Origin of the sequence: Streptomyces resistomycificus (genome assembly GCF_001514265.1) — a bacterium.
GTDB lineage: Bacteria > Actinomycetota > Actinomycetes > Streptomycetales > Streptomycetaceae > Streptomyces > Streptomyces resistomycificus.
In genome coordinates, this window is sequence record NZ_KQ949005.1 from 135,608 (window position 1) to 152,413 (window position 16,806).

12 protein-coding genes are annotated in these 16,806 nt (G+C 71.9%); 3 read left to right on the forward strand and 9 right to left on the reverse strand.

Going from position 1 to position 16,806, the window contains the following annotated elements:
* The first annotated feature begins 5 nt into the window (after nt 1-5).
* The 3 genes from AQJ84_RS37310 (at nt 6) to recQ (ending at nt 5,456) form a co-directional block, all read left to right on the forward strand.
* Nucleotides 6-1,601: an NADH-quinone oxidoreductase subunit M gene (locus tag AQJ84_RS37310; RefSeq protein ID WP_053193685.1), complete on the forward strand. Its 1,596-nt coding sequence runs from the start codon at nt 6-8 to the stop codon at nt 1,599-1,601.
* Entirely contained in the window at nt 1,598-3,247 is a 1,650-nt protein-coding gene (nuoN, locus tag AQJ84_RS37315; protein WP_030038784.1) for an NADH-quinone oxidoreductase subunit NuoN, read from the forward strand. The genes AQJ84_RS37310 and nuoN overlap by 4 nt, the downstream gene beginning before the upstream one ends.
* Before the next feature lie 202 nt (nt 3,248-3,449).
* Nucleotides 3,450-5,456: a DNA helicase RecQ gene (gene recQ, locus AQJ84_RS37320; RefSeq protein WP_030038785.1), complete on the forward strand. Its 2,007-nt coding sequence runs from the start codon at nt 3,450-3,452 to the stop codon at nt 5,454-5,456.
* A 153-nt stretch (nt 5,457-5,609) separates the two neighbouring features.
* Here the strand turns inward: recQ and AQJ84_RS37325 are convergent, their stop codons facing one another.
* The 9 genes from AQJ84_RS37325 to AQJ84_RS37365 all read right to left on the reverse strand — a co-directional run bounded on the left by AQJ84_RS37325 (nt 5,610) and on the right by AQJ84_RS37365 (nt 16,697).
* A complete protein-coding gene (locus AQJ84_RS37325; RefSeq protein WP_053193683.1) occupies nt 5,610-8,447 on the reverse strand; it encodes a fumarate reductase/succinate dehydrogenase flavoprotein subunit in 2,838 nt (945 codons plus the stop codon).
* A gap of 11 nt (nt 8,448-8,458) precedes the next feature.
* Entirely contained in the window at nt 8,459-9,265 is an 807-nt protein-coding gene (locus tag AQJ84_RS37330) for an ABC transporter ATP-binding protein (RefSeq protein ID WP_030038789.1), read from the reverse strand.
* Entirely contained in the window at nt 9,249-10,166 is a 918-nt protein-coding gene (locus AQJ84_RS37335) for an ABC transporter permease (RefSeq protein WP_030038790.1), read from the reverse strand. The genes AQJ84_RS37330 and AQJ84_RS37335 overlap by 17 nt, the downstream gene beginning before the upstream one ends.
* On the reverse strand, nt 10,163-11,503 hold the full coding sequence (locus AQJ84_RS37340; RefSeq protein ID WP_030038791.1) for an ABC transporter substrate-binding protein: 1,341 nt from the start codon (nt 11,501-11,503) through the stop codon (nt 10,163-10,165). Before AQJ84_RS37340 ends, AQJ84_RS37335 begins: the two co-directional genes overlap by 4 nt.
* A gap of 16 nt (nt 11,504-11,519) precedes the next feature.
* Nucleotides 11,520-11,747 (reverse strand): 4Fe-4S dicluster domain-containing protein, encoded by a 228-nt coding sequence (locus AQJ84_RS37345; protein ID WP_010986276.1) that lies wholly within the window; start codon nt 11,745-11,747, stop codon nt 11,520-11,522.
* A gap of 33 nt (nt 11,748-11,780) precedes the next feature.
* A complete protein-coding gene (locus AQJ84_RS37350) occupies nt 11,781-12,569 on the reverse strand; it encodes a GntR family transcriptional regulator (RefSeq protein ID WP_030038792.1) in 789 nt (262 codons plus the stop codon).
* A 309-nt stretch (nt 12,570-12,878) separates the two neighbouring features.
* Nucleotides 12,879-13,817: a M56 family metallopeptidase gene (locus AQJ84_RS37355; RefSeq protein WP_053193680.1), complete on the reverse strand. Its 939-nt coding sequence runs from the start codon at nt 13,815-13,817 to the stop codon at nt 12,879-12,881.
* 257 nt (nt 13,818-14,074) lie between these two features.
* A complete protein-coding gene (fahA, locus tag AQJ84_RS37360; RefSeq protein ID WP_030038795.1) occupies nt 14,075-15,361 on the reverse strand; it encodes a fumarylacetoacetase in 1,287 nt (428 codons plus the stop codon).
* 199 nt (nt 15,362-15,560) lie between these two features.
* On the reverse strand, nt 15,561-16,697 hold the full coding sequence (locus AQJ84_RS37365; RefSeq protein ID WP_030038796.1) for a glycoside hydrolase family 53 protein: 1,137 nt from the start codon (nt 16,695-16,697) through the stop codon (nt 15,561-15,563).
* Between the last annotated feature and the right edge of the window lie 109 nt (nt 16,698-16,806).

The window sequence follows — 16,806 nt, forward strand, 5'->3', positions numbered from 1 at the left end:
TACCGATGTCCTTTCCCCTGCTGACAGCGACGGCGGTGCTCCCGGCCCTCGGGGCCATCGCCACGGCCGCCGTACCGGCCGCGCGTCGCACCGCCGCCAAGTGGCTGGCGCTGCTCGTCTCGCTCGCCACGCTCGTCCTCGCGCTCGTCGTCCTGTTCCGCTTCGACCCGGACGGCGACCGCTACCAGCTCACCGAATCCCACGCCTGGATCGCGGAGTTCGGGGTGCGGTACGAACTGGGCGTGGACGGCATCGGGGTGGCGCTCGTCGCGCTGACCGCGCTGCTGATCCCGTTCATCATCCTGGCGGGCTGGCACGACGCCGACCCGCAGGAGACCGGCGCCGCATCCCTCAGCAGTTTCGCTGCGGGGAGGTGGCGGCCGACACAGGGCTTCTTCGCCCTGATCCTGGCCGTCGAGGCGATGGTGATCATCTCCTTCGAGGCCACCGACGTCTTCCTCTTCTACATCTTCTTCGAAGCCATGCTGATCCCGATGTACTTCCTCATCGGCGGCTTCGGGGACCGGGCCCACGCCGGCTCCGACGAGAACGCTGCGGCCCAACGCTCCTACGCGGCCGTGAAGTTCCTCCTCTACAACCTGGTCGGCGGGCTCATCATGCTGGCCGCGGTGATCGGCCTCTACGTGGTCGCCGGGAACTTCAGCCTCCAGGAGATCGCCGAGGCGCGCGCCAACGGCTCGCTGGACATGGCGACCAACACCGAACGCTGGCTGTTCCTCGGGTTCTTCTTCGCCTTCGCGGTGAAGGCGCCCCTGTGGCCGCTGCACACCTGGCTGCCCAACGCGATGGGGGAGGCCACCGCCCCGGTCGCCGTCCTCATCACGGCGGTCGTCGACAAGGTGGGCACCTTCGCGATGCTCCGCTTCTGCCTCCAGCTGTTCCCGGAGGCGTCGAAGTGGGCGACGCCCGCCATCCTCGTACTGGCGCTGATCAGCATCATCTACGGGGCGCTGCTCGCCGTCGGCCAGCGCGACATCAAGCGGCTGGTGGCGTACGCGTCGATCTCGCACTTCGGGTTCATCATCCTGGGCATCTTCGCGATGACCAGCCAGGGTCAGTCGGGCGCGACGCTGTACATGGTCAACCACGGCATCTCGACGGCCGCCCTGATGCTGGTGGCCGGCTTCCTGATCTCGCGGCGCGGCTCGCGGCTCATCGCCGACTACGGCGGGGTGCAGAAGGTCGCCCCGGTGCTCGCCGGCACGTTCCTGATCGGCGGTCTGGCGACCCTGTCGCTGCCGGGGCTCGCGCCGTTCGTGAGTGAGTTCCTGGTCCTGGTCGGCACGTTCGCGCGCTATCCGGTGATCGGGATCATCGCCACCTTCGGCATCGTGCTCGCCGCGCTGTACGTCCTCGTCCTCTACCAGCGGACGATGACCGGGCCGGTGAAGCCCGAGGTCGCGACGATGCCCGACCTCAGGGTGCGGGAGCTCGTGGTCGTCGCCCCGCTCGTCGTCCTGCTGGTCTTCCTGGGCGTCTACCCGAAGCCCCTCACCGACATCGTGAACCCGGCGGTCAAGCAGACCATGTCCGACGTGGACAAGAAGGACCCCCAGCCCGAGGTGGAGGCGGCCAAGTGAGCGCAGTAGCCGTCCACAGCCTGTGGACAACCGCGACCGATCCGATCGCGAAGATCGACGCGCCGAAGTTCGAGTACGGACAATTGTCGCCCACCTTGATCGTCGTCGGCGCGGCGATCCTCGGGGTGCTGGTCGAGGCGTTCGTCCCGCGCAAGTCCCGGTACTACGCACAGATGTTCGTGTCCGTCGTCGCGCTCGCGGCCGCCTTCGCCGCGGTCGTCGCGCTCGCCGCCGACGGGTACGGCACGACCAAGGCACGGATCGCGGCGATGGGCGCCATCGCCGTCGACGGGCCGGCCCTGTTCCTGCAGGGCACGATCCTGCTGGTGGCCCTGGTCGGCCTGTTCACGTTCGCCGAGCGGCGGCTCGACCCCGAGGCGCACGGCAACCGCGTCGACTCCTTCGCCGCGCAGGCCGCCTCGGTACCGGGCAGCGACAGCGAGAAGGCCGCGGTGAAGGCCGGGTTCACCACCACCGAGGTGTTCCCGCTGCTGCTGTTCGCCGTGGCAGGCATGCTGATCTTCCCGTCGGCCAACGACCTGCTGACGCTGTTCGTGGCCCTGGAGGTCTTCTCGCTCCCGCTGTACCTGCTGTGCGCGCTGGCCCGCCGCAAGCGGCTCATGTCACAGGAGGCAGCGGTCAAGTACTTCCTGCTGGGAGCCTTCGCCTCCGCCTTCACCCTGTTCGGCATCGCGCTGCTGTACGGCTACGCGGGCTCGATGTCGTACGGCACCATCGCGCAGGTCGTCGACGGCCAGGTCCAGACCGTCAACCCGGCGCTCGCGGACACCATGGGCAACGACGCACTGCTGCTCGTCGGCGCCGCGATGCTGGTGATGGGCCTGCTGTTCAAGGTCGGCGCGGTCCCCTTCCACATGTGGACGCCCGACGTCTACCAGGGCGCGCCCACCCCGGTGACCGGCTTCATGGCGGCGGCGACCAAGGTGGCGGCCTTCGGCGCGCTGCTGCGGGTGCTGTACGTCGTCCTGCCCGGGCTGCGCTGGGACTGGCGGCCGGTCATGTGGGGCGTCGCGATCGTCACCATGCTCGGCGGTGCGATCGTCGCGATCACCCAGACCGACATCAAGCGGCTGCTGGCGTACTCGTCCATCGCGCACGCCGGATTCATCCTCGCGGGTGTCATCGCGACCACGCCCGACGGCGTGTCCTCGGTCCTCTTCTACCTGGCCGCGTACTCGTTCGTGACCATCGGGGCGTTCGCGGTGGTGACCCTGGTGCGGGACGCGGGCGGCGAGGCGACCCACCTGTCCAAGTGGGCGGGCCTCGGCAGGCGTTCACCGCTGGTGGCGGCCGTGTTCGCGGTGTTCCTGCTCGCCTTCGCGGGCATCCCGCTCACCTCCGGGTTCACCGGGAAGTTCGCGGTCTTCAAGGCGGCGGCGGAAGGCGGCGCGGCCCCTCTGGTCGTGGTCGGTGTGATCTCGTCCGCGATCGCGGCGTTCTTCTACATCCGCGTCATCGTGCTGATGTTCTTCAGTGAGCCGCGGCCCGAAGGACCGACCGTGGCCGTGCCGTCGCTGCTGACGACGACCGCGATCGGGGTCGGCGTGGCGGTGACGCTGGTGCTCGGTGTGGCGCCCCAGTACTTCCTTGACCTGGCCAACCAGGCGGGAGTCTTCGTGCGCTGAGTACGCCGGCCCGCGGCGTCCGTGCGGGCACTGGGCCCCGGTTTCCCTGGTGGGAGCCGGGGCCCTGGCGTGTGCGGGCGGTGCGGTCGGCCGGCCGAGTGCGGAGCGTCGCGGAAGCGGCCTGTGGATAACTCCGGCGGTGTCAGTCGGGACCCCTATCGTGGAGGCAGTGGTCGAAGGACGACGCACGGGGGGCACGGCAATGGGTGGGACGGGCGGGATCAGCGAGATGCCAGGGACGATCGACAGTGAGGCACTGGCCACACTGCACCGCGTGTTCGGGTACGAGGCCTTCCGCGGCGAGCAGGAAGCGGTCATCGACCACGTGGTGGCCGGCGGTGACGCCGTCGTCCTCATGCCGACCGGCGGCGGCAAGTCGCTGTGCTACCAGATCCCCTCCCTGGTCAGACCCGGCACGGGCATCGTGGTCTCGCCGCTCATCGCCCTCATGCAGGACCAGGTGGACGCGCTCAGGGCGCTCGGCGTGCGTGCCGGGTTCATGAACTCCACCCAGGACTTCGACGAGCGTCGGGTGGTGGAGGCCGAGTACCTGTCGGGCGAGCTGGACCTGCTCTATCTGGCGCCGGAGCGACTGCGGCTCGACTCGACGCTGGACCTCCTCTCGCGGGGGAAGATCTCCGTTTTCGCCATCGACGAGGCGCACTGCGTGTCCCAGTGGGGCCACGACTTCCGCCCCGACTACCTCACCCTGTCGCTGCTGGGCGAGCGCTGGCCGGACGTCCCGAGGATCGCGCTCACCGCGACGGCCACGCACGCGACGCACCAGGAGATCACCCAGCGGCTCAACATGCCGACGGCCCGGCACTTCGTGGCGAGCTTCGACCGGCCCAACATCCAGTACCGGATCGTGCCCAAGGCCGACCCCAAGAAGCAGTTGCTCTCCTTCCTGCGCGAGGAACACGCGGGCGACGCGGGCATCGTGTACTGCCTGTCGCGCAAGTCCGTGGAGGCGACCGCGGAGTTCCTGTCCCGCAACGGCATCGAGGCGGTGCCGTACCACGCGGGTCTGGACGCGGGCACCCGCGCCGCCCACCAGTCCCGCTTCCTGCGGGAGGACGGCCTGATCGTGGTCGCGACCATCGCCTTCGGCATGGGCATCGACAAGCCGGACGTCCGTTTCGTCGCCCACCTCGACCTGCCCAAGTCGGTCGAGGGCTACTACCAGGAGACGGGCCGCGCCGGCCGCGACGGACTGCCGTCCACGGCATGGATGGCCTACGGGCTGAACGACGTCATTCAGCAGCGCAAGATGATCCAGTCGAGCGAGGGCGACGAGGCGTTCCGGCGCCGGGCCGCCGCCCACCTGGACTCGATGCTGGCGCTGTGCGAGACGGCCCAGTGCCGACGCGGTCAGCTCCTGGCCTACTTCGGCCAGGACCCCGACCCGGTGGGCTGCGGCAACTGCGACTCCTGCCTCACGCCGCCGGAGACCTGGGACGGCACGGTCGCGGCCCAGAAGGTGCTGTCGACGGTGGTGCGGCTGCAGAGGGAGCGAGGGCAGAAGTTCGGCGCGGTGCAGATCGTCGACATCCTCTTGGGCAAGCGCACGGCCAAGGTCATCCAGTTCGACCACGACCAGCTGTCCGTGTTCGGAATCGGGGACGACCTCTCCGAGGGCGAATGGCGGGGCGTGGTCCGGCAGTTGCTGGCGCAAGGGCTGCTCGCGGTCGAGGGCGACTACGGCACGCTGGTGCTGACCGAGGCGAGCGGGGCGGTGCTGCGGCAGGAGCGTGAGGTGCCGCTGCGCAAGGAGCCGAAGAAGGCGGCGGCCGCGCGGTCGGCATCCGGTTCCGGGCGGGGCGAGCGCAAGGCCAAGGCCGCGGCGGCCGAGCTGCCCGAGGCCCTGGTGCCGGCCTTCGAGGCGCTGCGGGCCTGGCGTGCCGAACAGGCTCGTGAGCAGGGCGTTCCGGCGTACGTCATCTTCCACGACGCCACGCTCCGGGAGATCGTCACGGTGTGGCCCACCTCCGTGGCGCAGCTCGGCGGGGTCGGCGGGGTCGGCGAGAAGAAGCTGGTGACCTACGGGGAGGGCGTGATCGAGGTGCTCGCCGGTCTGGACGGGGCGCCCGCGGGTGAGGCGCCGAGCCCGGAGCGGGGCGCCGGCCGTGGCGCGGACCGTGCGACGGACCCGGGCGCCGACGACTGGCCCGAGATGCACGCGGAGCCGGAGCCGGAGGACTGGATATAGCGCGGGACAGGGGCCGGAGGATCTGACAGACCGCGGGTCCGGGGCCGACGCTCCGAGAAGCGCTCCGTCGGAGGGTCGCTCATCGGGGCGTCGGCACGCTGATCCGCCGGGGGAGCCGACCGCCCGGAGTCGGGGGGCGGGGGCTCCGGTGGGTCACAGGGCCCTGATCGCGTACGCCCTGACGTCCGCGTCGGAGTCGGTGGTGGCCGTGGCCAGGGCCGCCCGGGCCTCCTCGGTGCCGGTGTGCCGGGTCAGTGCCAGGACCGCCGCCTTGCGGACGTCGGCGTTGGGGTCGGCCAAGGCCTTGGCGAGTGCGGGGACGGCCGTGTCCGCGTCCGCGGCCGACAGAGCGGTGGCGGCGCCGGCCCGGACCTGCCAGACGGGGTCCGCCAGGGCGGCCACGGCATGGGCGGTGAGGAGCGGCGGGCAGCCGGTCGTCCCCAGCGCCCCGTAGGCGGCGGCGCGGACCAGGGCGTCGGGGTCGTCGACGAGGTCGGTGAGGGCCGCGAGGACGGGGCCGGGTGCGGTCTCCGCCGAGGCCGGATCCACCGGCGCGGGCCGTGCTGCCGGGGCCGGGCGGGCCGCCCACACCGTCGCCAGGCCCCTGGCGACGGTGACGCGGACCTCGCGGGAGGGATCGGTGGTCGCCGCGCGGGCGAGTTCCTCCGCCGCGTCCACCGACACCAGCGCACGGACGGCCTCGATGCGGACGGTGATGTCGGAGTCCGTCAGCAAGCCCGCGAACAGCGGGGCGTCTCCCAGCAGCAGGGCGCGCAGGACGTCCAGCGCGGCGGCGCGGACGACCGGGTCGGACACGCCCAGGGCTGCGACCAGGCCGTCGCGCAGGGCCGGCTCGGGCGGCAGCGTCTCGACGAGTTCCCGCAGGGAGGCGGCCGCGGCGGAACGCACGCCGGCGTCGGCGTCGGAGAGCGCGGCGGCCAGCGCGGGACCGGTGCCCGGCGGCACCGTCTCCGTCAGGACGGTGACGGCGGTTCGGCGGACGGCGGGTTCCGGGTCGGCCAAGTAGGGGCCCAGGACCGAGAGTTCGGGTTCCTCGTCGGCCAGGGCGAGGAGTTCCAGCAGGCGGGGCGAGGTCGGGGCGTCCGCCTCCGCAGCGGTGGGGACCTCGGCGGCGTCGGGGAAGCCGGGGGCCTCGGCCGGTGCCGGCACCCGTGCCACCGGCGCCACCTCCCGTGCTCCGGCGGTGGCCACCTGCTCCGGGTGGACCTCGCCGAGGTGGCGGGAGGGGCCGCCGGTCGGGGTGAACTCCTCGACCGGCACCAGATAGGGAGCCACGGGACGAGCCGTGAACTCCATCGCACCAGAGGGGGACTTGTGCAGATCGAGGTGGTGGAACCAGGACGCGTCGTCGCGCCGAGGGTGGTCGAGACGGTCGTGGTAGAGGCCCCAGCGGGACTCCGTGCGGGCCAGGGAGGCACGAGCGGCCATCTCCGCGCAGTCGCGGATGAAGGTGACCTCCGCGCAGCGCATCAGCTCGTGCGCGGTCTGGGCACCCATCTCGGCGATGTCGACGCGCATCCGTTCGAACGCCTCGAGGGCCAGGGAGAGCCGGGCGCCGGACTTCGGCGGGGCCACGTAGTCGTTCACGAAGCGGCGCAGCTTGTACTCGACCTGGGTCTGCGGGGGGCCGTCCGGGTTGCGCAGCGGGCGGTAGATCAGCTCGTGGGCGTCGCGCAGCTGGTCGGCGGGCAGCTCGCCCTCGTAGGGCCGGTACTGCGCCGCGTCCGCTCCCGCGAGGTCGCCGAAGACGAACGCGCCGATCATGTAGTTGTGCGGGACGCAGGCCAGGTCGCCGGCGGCGTACAGGCGGGGGAGGGTCGTGCGGGCGTGGTCGTCGACGCGCACGCCGGAGGCCGAGTGGCCGCCGCACAGGCCGATCTCGGAGATGTGCATCTCGATGTCGTGGGTGCGGTAGTCGTGGCCGCGGCCGGAGTGGAAGGTGCCGCGGGTGGGACGCTCGGTGGTGTGCAGGATCGACTCCAGGGCCGAGACCGACTCCTCCGGGAGGTGGCTCAGCTTCAGGTACACCGGGCCCCGGTCGGAGGCGACCTCGGCCGCGAACTCGGCCATCATCTGGCCCGACCAGTAGTCGGAGTCGACGAACCGTTCGCCGTGCCGGTTGACCTGGTAGCCGCCGAACGGGTTGGCGACGTAGGCGCAGGCCGGGCCGTTGTAGTCCTTGATCAGCGGGTTGATCTGGAAGCACTCGATGCCGGTGAGCTCGGCGCCCGCGTGGTAGGCCATGGCGTAGCCGTCGCCCGCGTTGGTCGGGTTCTCGTAGGTGCCGTAGAGGTAGCCGGAGGCGGGCAGGCCGAGCCGGCCGCAGGGGCCGGTGGCGAGGATGACCGCGCCGGCGCGGACGGTGACGAACTGTCCCGTGCGGGTGTTGAAGCCCACCGCCCCGACGGCCCGCCGGTCCTCGCCCTCGCCGGCCGTCAGCACGCGCACCGGCATCACCCGGTTCTCGATGCGGATCCTCTCCCGCATCTCGCGTCGCCGCAGCTGCCGGTAGAGGACCTTCTTGACGTCCTTGCCCTCCGGCATCGGCAGCACGTAGGAGCCGGAGCGGTGCACCTGACGGACCGCGTACTCGTTGTGCTCGTCCTTCTCGAACTTCACGCCGTACGACTCCAGGCGCTGCACCATGGCGAAGCCACGGGTGGCGGTCTGGCGGACGGTGGACTGGTCGACGATGCCGTCGTTGGCGCGGGTGATCTCGGCGACGTAGTCGTCGGGCTCGGCGCGGCCGGGGACGACCGCGTTGTTGACGCCGTCCATGCCCATCGCGAGGGCGCCGGAGTGGCGGACGTGGGCCTTCTCCAAAAGGATCACGTCGGCGCCGTTCTCGGCGGCGGTCAGGGCCGCCATGGTGCCGGCGGTGCCGCCACCGATGACGAGGACATCGCAGGTCAGCTCTTCGGCGTCGTCGATGGCGGGGATCTCGAGGGGCGTGTTCGCGGGGGTGGTCACCGGAGGGCCTTTCAGGTACCGAGCGAGGTGAGGACTTCGCGCCGCAACGCCACGCGGGCCGGGTCGTCGTGGGCCGAGCGGTCGCGGGGGTGCGGCACGTCGCGTACGGCGGTCAGCCGGCCGGAGCCGAGGAGGGCCACGCGGTCACCGAGGAAGAGGGCCTCGTCCACGTCGTGGGTGACGAAGACGACGGTGGCGCCCGTGCCGTGCAGCACGTCGACCAGCAGGTCCTGCATGCCGGCGCGGGTCTGGGCGTCGAGGGCGCCGAAGGGTTCGTCCATCAGGACCGCGCGCGGGCGGGCGGCGAGGGCGCGGGCCAGCTGTGCGCGCTGGCGCTGGCCGCCGGAGACGCGGTGCGGCAACTGCTGCATCCGGTCGGCGAGTCCGACGTGGTCCAGCCAGGTCTCGGCCTGTGCCCTGCGCTGGGAGCGCGGCAACCCCTGGATGGCGAGCGGGAGTTCGACGTTGGCGCGCAGGGTCCGCCAGGGGAGGAGAGCGTCCTCCTGGAAGACCAGGGCACGGTCGGCGCTCGGGCCGGTCAGGGGGCGCCCGTCCTGGGTCACCTCGCCGGACAGCGGCGGCAGGAGGCCGGCGAGGGTGCGCAGCAGCGTCGACTTGCCGCAGCCGGATGAGCCGACGACGGTGAGGATCTCACCGGGCGCGACATCCAGGTCCACGCCGGACACGACGGGCGAGCTGGGGCGGCCGAGCTCGGCGCCGGCGAGGGTGAGCCGGGTGCCGCGTACCGTCGGCGGCGCCGGTGCCGCACCGGCATTCTCAGTGGGAGGGGCGGTCCGGGTCTCAGACGAGGTGCTCATCGCGTGCCTCCTCGGCCTTGGACGCGGGTGCTTCGCTGACGTGGGCGGGTGGTGCCGGGACCGGAGGCCGGGGGGCGCTGGGGCGTCCCGCGGGGACGTACGAGGTACGCGGCAGCCAGCGGGTCAGACGGCGGCCCAGCAGCTCCACGGCGGTGGAGGTGAGCCAGCCGAGCACGCCGATGGTGACCATGCCGACGAACACGCCCGGGTAGTTGACGACCGTGTAGTCCTGCCAGGTGCGGTAACCGACGCCGTACTGTCCGGAGATCATCTCGGCGGAGATGACACAGATCCACGAGACGCCGATGCCGACGGACAGGCCGCCGAAGATGCCGGGCAGCGCGCCCGGCAGCACGACCGAGCCGAGGATCCGCCACCTGCCGCCGCCCATCGTGAGCACGGCCTCCTCCCACACGGGGGTCAGCGCGCGGACCGCGTGCCGGGTGGAGACCAGGACCGGGAAGTACGCGGCGGTGAAGGTGATGAAGACGATGCCCTGCTCGTTCGAGGGGAAGAGGAGGATCGCGACCGGGACGAGGGCGATGGCCGGGATCGGGCGGATCACTTCCAGTACCGGGCCGAGCAGGTCCTCGGCGAGCCGCGAGCGTGCCACGAGCACGCCCGTCGCCACACCCAGGACCGCGGCGAGCAGGAAGCCGGTGATGATGCGGGTGAGGCTGTCGGTGAGGTCGGTCCAGTAGTCGGGGCCGGACAGCCGGTCGGTGAAGGCGTGGGCCACGTCGGTGACCGTGGGGAACTGCGAGAAACGCAGCCACAGGTCGATGTCCTGGCTGGTCAGCAGCTGCCAGAGACCGAGGGCGGCGGCCAGCGAGATGGCCCTTACGGCGAACCGGCCGGCCCGGCGTGGATACCGGGGCGCTTTCCGCGGATCCCGGGTCACGATGCCCGCTCCAGCGCCTGGGCGTACGTGATGACGCGGGCGCCGCCGTGGTCGGCGAGGTACGCCTGTGCGGTCGCCGGGGCGACGAAGGGGAGGAGCTGGTCGCCGTCGGCCACCCAGACCGCCTTGTCGGCGAACCAGAGGGTGCCGGTGGTGGCGTCGGGGACGTAGGCGGCGCGGAGGTCGCCCTGGTGCCGGGCGGCGTAGTCGAGCAGCCGGGAGGGGGACTTGAAGGAGAGGGTCTTCGTCGCCCCCTTGGGCCAGGCCTCGCTCGCGGCCGGGGCCGGGGTCGAGGCGAGGTGCTTCGCGTAGTCCGCGCCGAGCGCCTTCTTCACGTACCGGTCGTCGACGAAGGAGTCCACGTCCACGTCGCCGGTCAGCTTGGCCGACTTCAGCACCGACACGTCCTCCTTCAGCGCGGAGACGAGCTGGGGCTTGATCGCCGGGTCGAAGGTGGAGATGCCGTGGGCGCCGTTGTACAGGTAGACGACCTCGGCGGGCAGGCCGGTGGCCTTCGCGACCTTCTCGGCGGCGGCCACGGGGTGCTCGTCCAGGTAGTCGGTCGCCTCCGCCTGGGCCTTGAGGAAGGCATCCAGCACAGCCGGACGCTCCTTGGCGAAGTCCTCGCGGGCGGTGACGCCGTGGAAGGTGGGGAGGTTCAGCTGGGCGCCGTCGTACAGGGCCTTGGCCTTGCCCTGGAAGGTGAGCAGACCGGGCCAGGCGACGAACTGCGAGAGGGCGTCCGCGCTGCCCGCGACGAGGGCCGAAGCGCCGACCGCCGGCTGTTGGTTGAGCTTCTCGATGCCCCGGTCGGGGTCGATGCCGGCCCGCTGCAGGGCGCGGACGAGGGTGCCGTCGGCGGCCGAACCGACGCTGGTGGAGACCTTCTTGCCGCTGAGGTCTTCGAGGGAGGTGAGTTTCGAGCCGGGGGAGGTGACGATGGTGTTGAGGCCGCCGCGGAGGTTGTAGCCGGTGACGGAGACCAGGCGGGTGGGCTGGTTGAGCTGCTTGCCGCGGGCCGCGTTGATGAGGAGCGGGAAGTCGCCCATCGAGCCGATGTCGATCTTCCCGGCGGTCATCTGGGCGGTGATCGGGGCGCCGGTGGCGTAGTCCTGCCAGTCCACCTTGTAGGTCTTGCCGTCGCCGAGGGCGTTCAGCTGCTTCTCGAAGTAGCCGAGGGAGCGCAGGAGGGTGCCCGCGGTGACCGTGTTGATCGTCTTCGACTGGTAGCCGACGGTGACGGTGACCGTGGAGCCGTCGCCGGCCGCCGCGTTGCCGCCGCAGGCCGTCAGGGGCAGGAGGAGCAGGGCCGCCGCGGCGAACGCTTTGTGTCTCATGGTAGTTCGGGGCCTCTCACCGGAGCAGATAGGGCATGTTGACCGTGACGGCTCCGGTGGGACAGCGGGCCGCGCACGGGCCGCAGTACCAGCACTCGTCGACGTGCATGTATGCCTTGCCGTTGCTCTCGTCGATGGCGAGGGAGTCCAGCGGGCACATGTCCACGCAGAGGGTGCAGCCGTCGATGCACTTCGACTCGTCGATGGTCACGGGCACGTCGGCCCGCTGGGGCGCCAAGGGCATGGCTGTCTCCGGAAAGGTGCGCGGGAGGGTTTCTTACAGGGACCGGTGCAGCAGGCCGCTCATGGTGATGCGGTCGCCGCGGAAGCGGATGAACTCCAGGTCGACCGGGCGGCCGTCCGCGAGGTGGGTGAGCCGTTCCAGCATGAGGACGGCGGCACCGCGCGGGGCCTCGAGCACGGTGGCGGAGTGGGCGTCCGCGTTCACCGCCTCCAGGGTGATCTCGGCGTGGCCGAGACGCCGGCCGGTGATCGTCTCCAGCAGGCGGAAGACGTCGGTGTTCTCCAGGTCGGCGCCGAGCAGGGCGGTGCCGATGTCGAGGGGGATGTAGGTGAGGTCCAGGGACAGGGGGAGGCCGTTGAGGCGGCGCAGACGTTCGATGTAGAGGACGTCGGTGCCGGGTGGGATCCGGAGGCGTTCCGCCACCGGTACGGGGGCGGGGGCGGGGCCCATGGTGCGGACCTCGTTGGTGACCCGGCCGTGTTCGTGCAGGGTCTCCGCGAGCCCCATCAGGCGGTCGAGGCCGTGGGGGTACTTCTGGCCGACCACGACCGTGCCGACGCCGGGCAGGCGCTCCACCAGGCCTTCGGCGCGCAGCAGGTCCAGGGCTTGGCGGACCGTGTTGCGGGAGGCGCGGTAGTCGGCGGCGAGGGCGGACTCGTGGGGGAGGGTGCCGTCCGGGAAGCCGTCGGTGAGCAGCTGGTGGCGGAGGAGGTCGGCCAGCTGCCTGGCCTGGTCCGCGCGCAGCCGGCGCCGCGCACGGTGGGCGGCGACTGTGGTCGCGCCCTGGCCGGCGTGGTCTCGGATGCGGTCGGAGGCGGGCATGTTTTGAACCATACCGAGCCGGTAGGGAAAGTCGTGTTGCGGAATTGTTGCGCCACTATGAGCTGCGTCGCTTCCGCCGTTGACCTGCGGTTTCCGGAGGGGGTGCGGGAGATCTGCCACTCGGCGGGGCCCACAGGGCCCGCAGGGCGCCCGGCTCGTGCCCGCCTCGCGCTCGGGCGGGGGCGGGGGTAGGGGCGGGGTGAGGCCACTTGAGGCCTGGTCAGGAGAGGACCGCCCGGGACAGGAGAGGACCGCTCGGACAGGAGCCGGGTCAGGAGAGTGCCGCTCGGACAGGAGCCGGGTGCCGGGTCAGGAGAGTGCCGTCAGGCCCGGGGCGAACGTGATCAGCAGGGGGAGCAGTGGCACCAGGGCCGCCACCGTCGTCGTCAGGGCCCGGTGCCGCGGGTGGAGGCGCGGCTGGGGTTCCAGGAGACGGTCCACGCGTTCGCCGAGCAGCCGGTGGGTGGAGGCGCAGGAGAGGACGCCCCGGTGCTGGTTGAGCTCGATCAGGGCGAGGGCCGTGGTCAGGTGGCCGCAGCGCCGGGAGGCGGTGTCGTCGGCGGAGAGCTCGACCAGGCGGTGGGTCTGGTCGCAGAAGTGCGCGAAGAGCGGGACCCGGGGGAAGCCGGTGGCCAGGGCGGTGGAGAGGTGGAGCAGCCAGTCGTGGCGGGCGCGGGCGTGGCCGCGCTCGTGGGTGAGGACCGCGTCCAGTTGGTGGTCGGTGAGCCGGTGCAGGGCGCCGGTCGTGACGATCAGCTGGGGCGGGCTGCCCGGCATCCACCAGGCGTCCGGGTACTCGTCCTCCAGGACGAGCAGCGGACCGCGTGAGGCGGGCAGTCCGGCCGGCAGGTCGGGGGCGCGTTCGCGCAGATGGGCGCGGGCCTGGCCGCGGCGTCGGCGGGCCTCGAAGAGCTCACGGGCGAGCATCGCGGTCGTCCAGCCCGCCCCGCACGCCAGCAGCAGCGTGAGTCCGGCGGCCCAGGGCGACGCGGCGGAGAGGTCGTACGCAGCGGTCACGGCGGGCGGCGCGGGCGCGAAGACGCGGTCGCGGACGGTGTGGAAGACCGCCGCCGTGCCCAGCACCAGGGCCGCCAGACAGCACAGCAGGACGGTCGCGACCAGGCACTGCCACACCCACAGCGCGACCACCGGGTCGCGGTCGGGCCACGCGGCCCGGGTCAGCACGCGGGGAACCGGCACTGCGGCCGCCAGGGCGACGGCGCTCAGCAGGAGCAGGCAGACAGTCATGCCATGGGCTCCGGATCCTGGTCGGGGGACTCGGGTGAGTCGGGACAGTCGGGACAGTCGGGAGAGACGGAAGAACTGCTGGTCCGGGTGTCGTGTCGGTGCGGGACTTGCTACCGGCGTGACGTGCGTGCGGCGCGCCGCACGCGACAGGGCGAGCGGTGCACGGGGCCGGGCGGTGCCGGTGTCGTCCTCACACACCGGCCGCCTGTCGCCAGTATGACGGCGACAGGCGGCCTGCGGCAGGTGTCGGAAGTCGTTCAGTGGGATGCGGGGTGGGCCTGGGACGGCACCACCCGGCCGGTGACGTCTCCCAGACCCACCCGGGTCCCGTCCGGGCCGGGAGCCCAGGCCGACAGGGTCACCACGTCGCCGTCCTCCAGGAACGTCCGCTTGCCGTCGGGGAGTTCGAGGGGATCGCGGCCGTTCCAGGTCAGCTCCAGCAGGGAGCCGCGTTCGCGCTCGGAGGGCCCGCTCACCGTGCCGGAGCCGTAGAGGTCGCCGGTGCGCAGGGACGCGCCGTTGACGGTCATGTGGGCCAGCTGCTGGGCGGCCGTCCAGTACATGGAGGAGAAGGGGGGCTCGGAGACGACGTGGCCGTTGACGGAGACGGAGATACGCAGGTCGTAGCCGCCGGGTTCGTCGTCCGAGTCGTCCAGGTACGGCAGCAGCGGGTGGGTGCGCTCCGGGGGCGCGACCCGGGCCGGCTCCAGGGCGTCGAGCGGGGTGATCCACGCCGACACCGAGGTGGCGAAGGACTTGCCGAGGAACGGGCCGAGCGGGACGTACTCCCAGGCCTGGACGTCACGGGCGGACCAGTCGTTCAGCAGGCACAGTCCGAAGACGTGCTCGCGGAAGTCCCCGAGTGCGACCGGTGAGCCCTGCCGCGAGGGTGTCCCGACCACGAAGCCGACCTCGGCCTCGATGTCCAGGCGGACGGACGGGCCGAAGACGGGGGCGGGGTCGGAGGGGGCCTTGCGCTGTCCCGACGGGCGTACGACGTCCGTGCCCGACACCACCACCGTGCCGGAGCGGCCGTGGTAACCGATGGGCAGGTGCTTCCAGTTGGGGGTGAGGGAGTCCTCGGCGTCCGGGCGGAAGATCCGGCCGACGTTCCGGGCGTGGTTCTCGGAGGCGTAGAAGTCGACGTAGTCCGCCACCTCGAACGGGAGGTGCAGGGTGACCTCGGACAGGGGGTGGAACAGCGACTCGATGGTCTCGCGGTGCGAGGGCACCGTCACCCACGCGGTCAGCGCGCGCCGTACGTCCGACCACGCGGTGCGGCCCGCGGCGAGCAGCGGGTTGAGGGAGGGGCGCGCCAGCAGGGAGACGTACGGGGAGCCGAGGGCCGCGGCCGCCGCGCCCGCGTCGAGGACGTGGTCGCCGAGACGGACACCGACCCGACGGTCGGCGGCACCGGCGGAACCCTCGGCACCGGCGGACCCTTCGGCACCGGCGGACCCTTCGGTGCCGGGGAGCGAGAACACGCCGTACGGGAGGTTGTGCGGGCCGAAGGGGTCGCCCTCGGGGACGTCGAAGGGGGGCATGGGGTGCTGCCTCACTCTCGTGCGAACCGTGCGTTCGATGTGGTCGCGCCACACGTTGTCGGGCCACACGTTACGGCCGAGACACCTGTCCTGGCAGACCTCCACGCGTCCTCGGCCCTCCGCCGCCGGACCTCACCCCCGGCCCCGGCACCGAGGGGCAGCTCCGGCCCCGGCACCGCCACCCGCCCCGCCACCACCACTACGCCCGATACCGCCCCAGGGTCCGCAACCCCGGAAGCGCACGGTCCTCGAAGTCGAACAGCGCCAGGTTCTCCCAGGCGTTGCCCGACATCGGGTCCTGCGGGTTCCAGCCGCTGCCGGAGCGGTAGGTCCAGGCACCTTCCCAGTAGCAGTGCCCGAGGCCCTGCCCGTCCGGCACGGCGGCGGCGAGGTCGGCCACCGCGCGCAACCAGGCCGCCTGGCCCTCGGGCGTGGCGGGGTAGCCCGGCGTGAGCTGCGAGGGGTCGTTCATGATGTCGTTGACGTCGTCCTCGCTCTCCAGCGTGAACGGGTAGGCCGTCTCGGCGATCACGCACGGCTTGCCGTAGCGGGCCGTGATGTCGGCCATGTTGGCCGCGGCCTGTTCCACCGGCCCGTGCCAGAAGGGGTAGTAGGAGAGCCCGATGATGTCGAAGTCGACGCCGAGAGCGACCGCGTTGTCGAACCACCAGCGGTACAGCCCGTTGTCGCCGCCGTTGGCCAGGTGGAGGATCGTGCGGATGCGCGGGGTGGTGTCGCGGGCGGCGCTGAGACCGGCCTTGAGGAAGGCGGCGAGGTTGTCCCAGTGCTCCCAGTCGCCGTCCGGCCAGAGCATGCCGCCGTTGAGCTCGTTGCCCACCTGCACCAGGTCGGCGGGGGTGCCCTGGCGGCGCAGCGCACCGAGGACGTCGGCCGTGTGGTCGTAGACCGCACGCGTCAGGCCGGCCACGTCCAGGTCGGCCCAGGCGGCCGGCTTGGACTGGTGCGCCGGGTCCGCCCAGGTGTCGGAGTAGTGGAAGTCGACCCAGATGCCTATGCCGGCCCGCTTCAGGCGACGGGCCAGCGGAAGGAGGCGGGCCTTGTTGTTGTAGCCGTCGGCCGGGTTGACCCATACCTTCAGGCGGGCGTGGGTGATGCCCGCCTCGGCGAGGATGCGGACCGGGTCCTGGCGGCGGCCGTCGGCGCGCCGGTAGACGGCCCCCTTGTCCTCGTTCTTCGGCAGCGAGGAGATGTCGATGCCCCGGATCTCCAGGCGGCCACGGTGCTTGGCGGGGCTCGCGACGGCCGGGGCCGCGCCCAGTACCGGCACAGCCAGCGCGGCGGCTCCGGCAGCGGCGAGAACACTGCGTCTGCGCATGTCAGGGTCCCTTCACGATGAAATTCACAGAGGAAGAACAAACAACGGAGGACGAGCAACGGAGGACGAGCAATGGAGGACGAGCAGGAGAGGACGAGCAGGAGAGGAC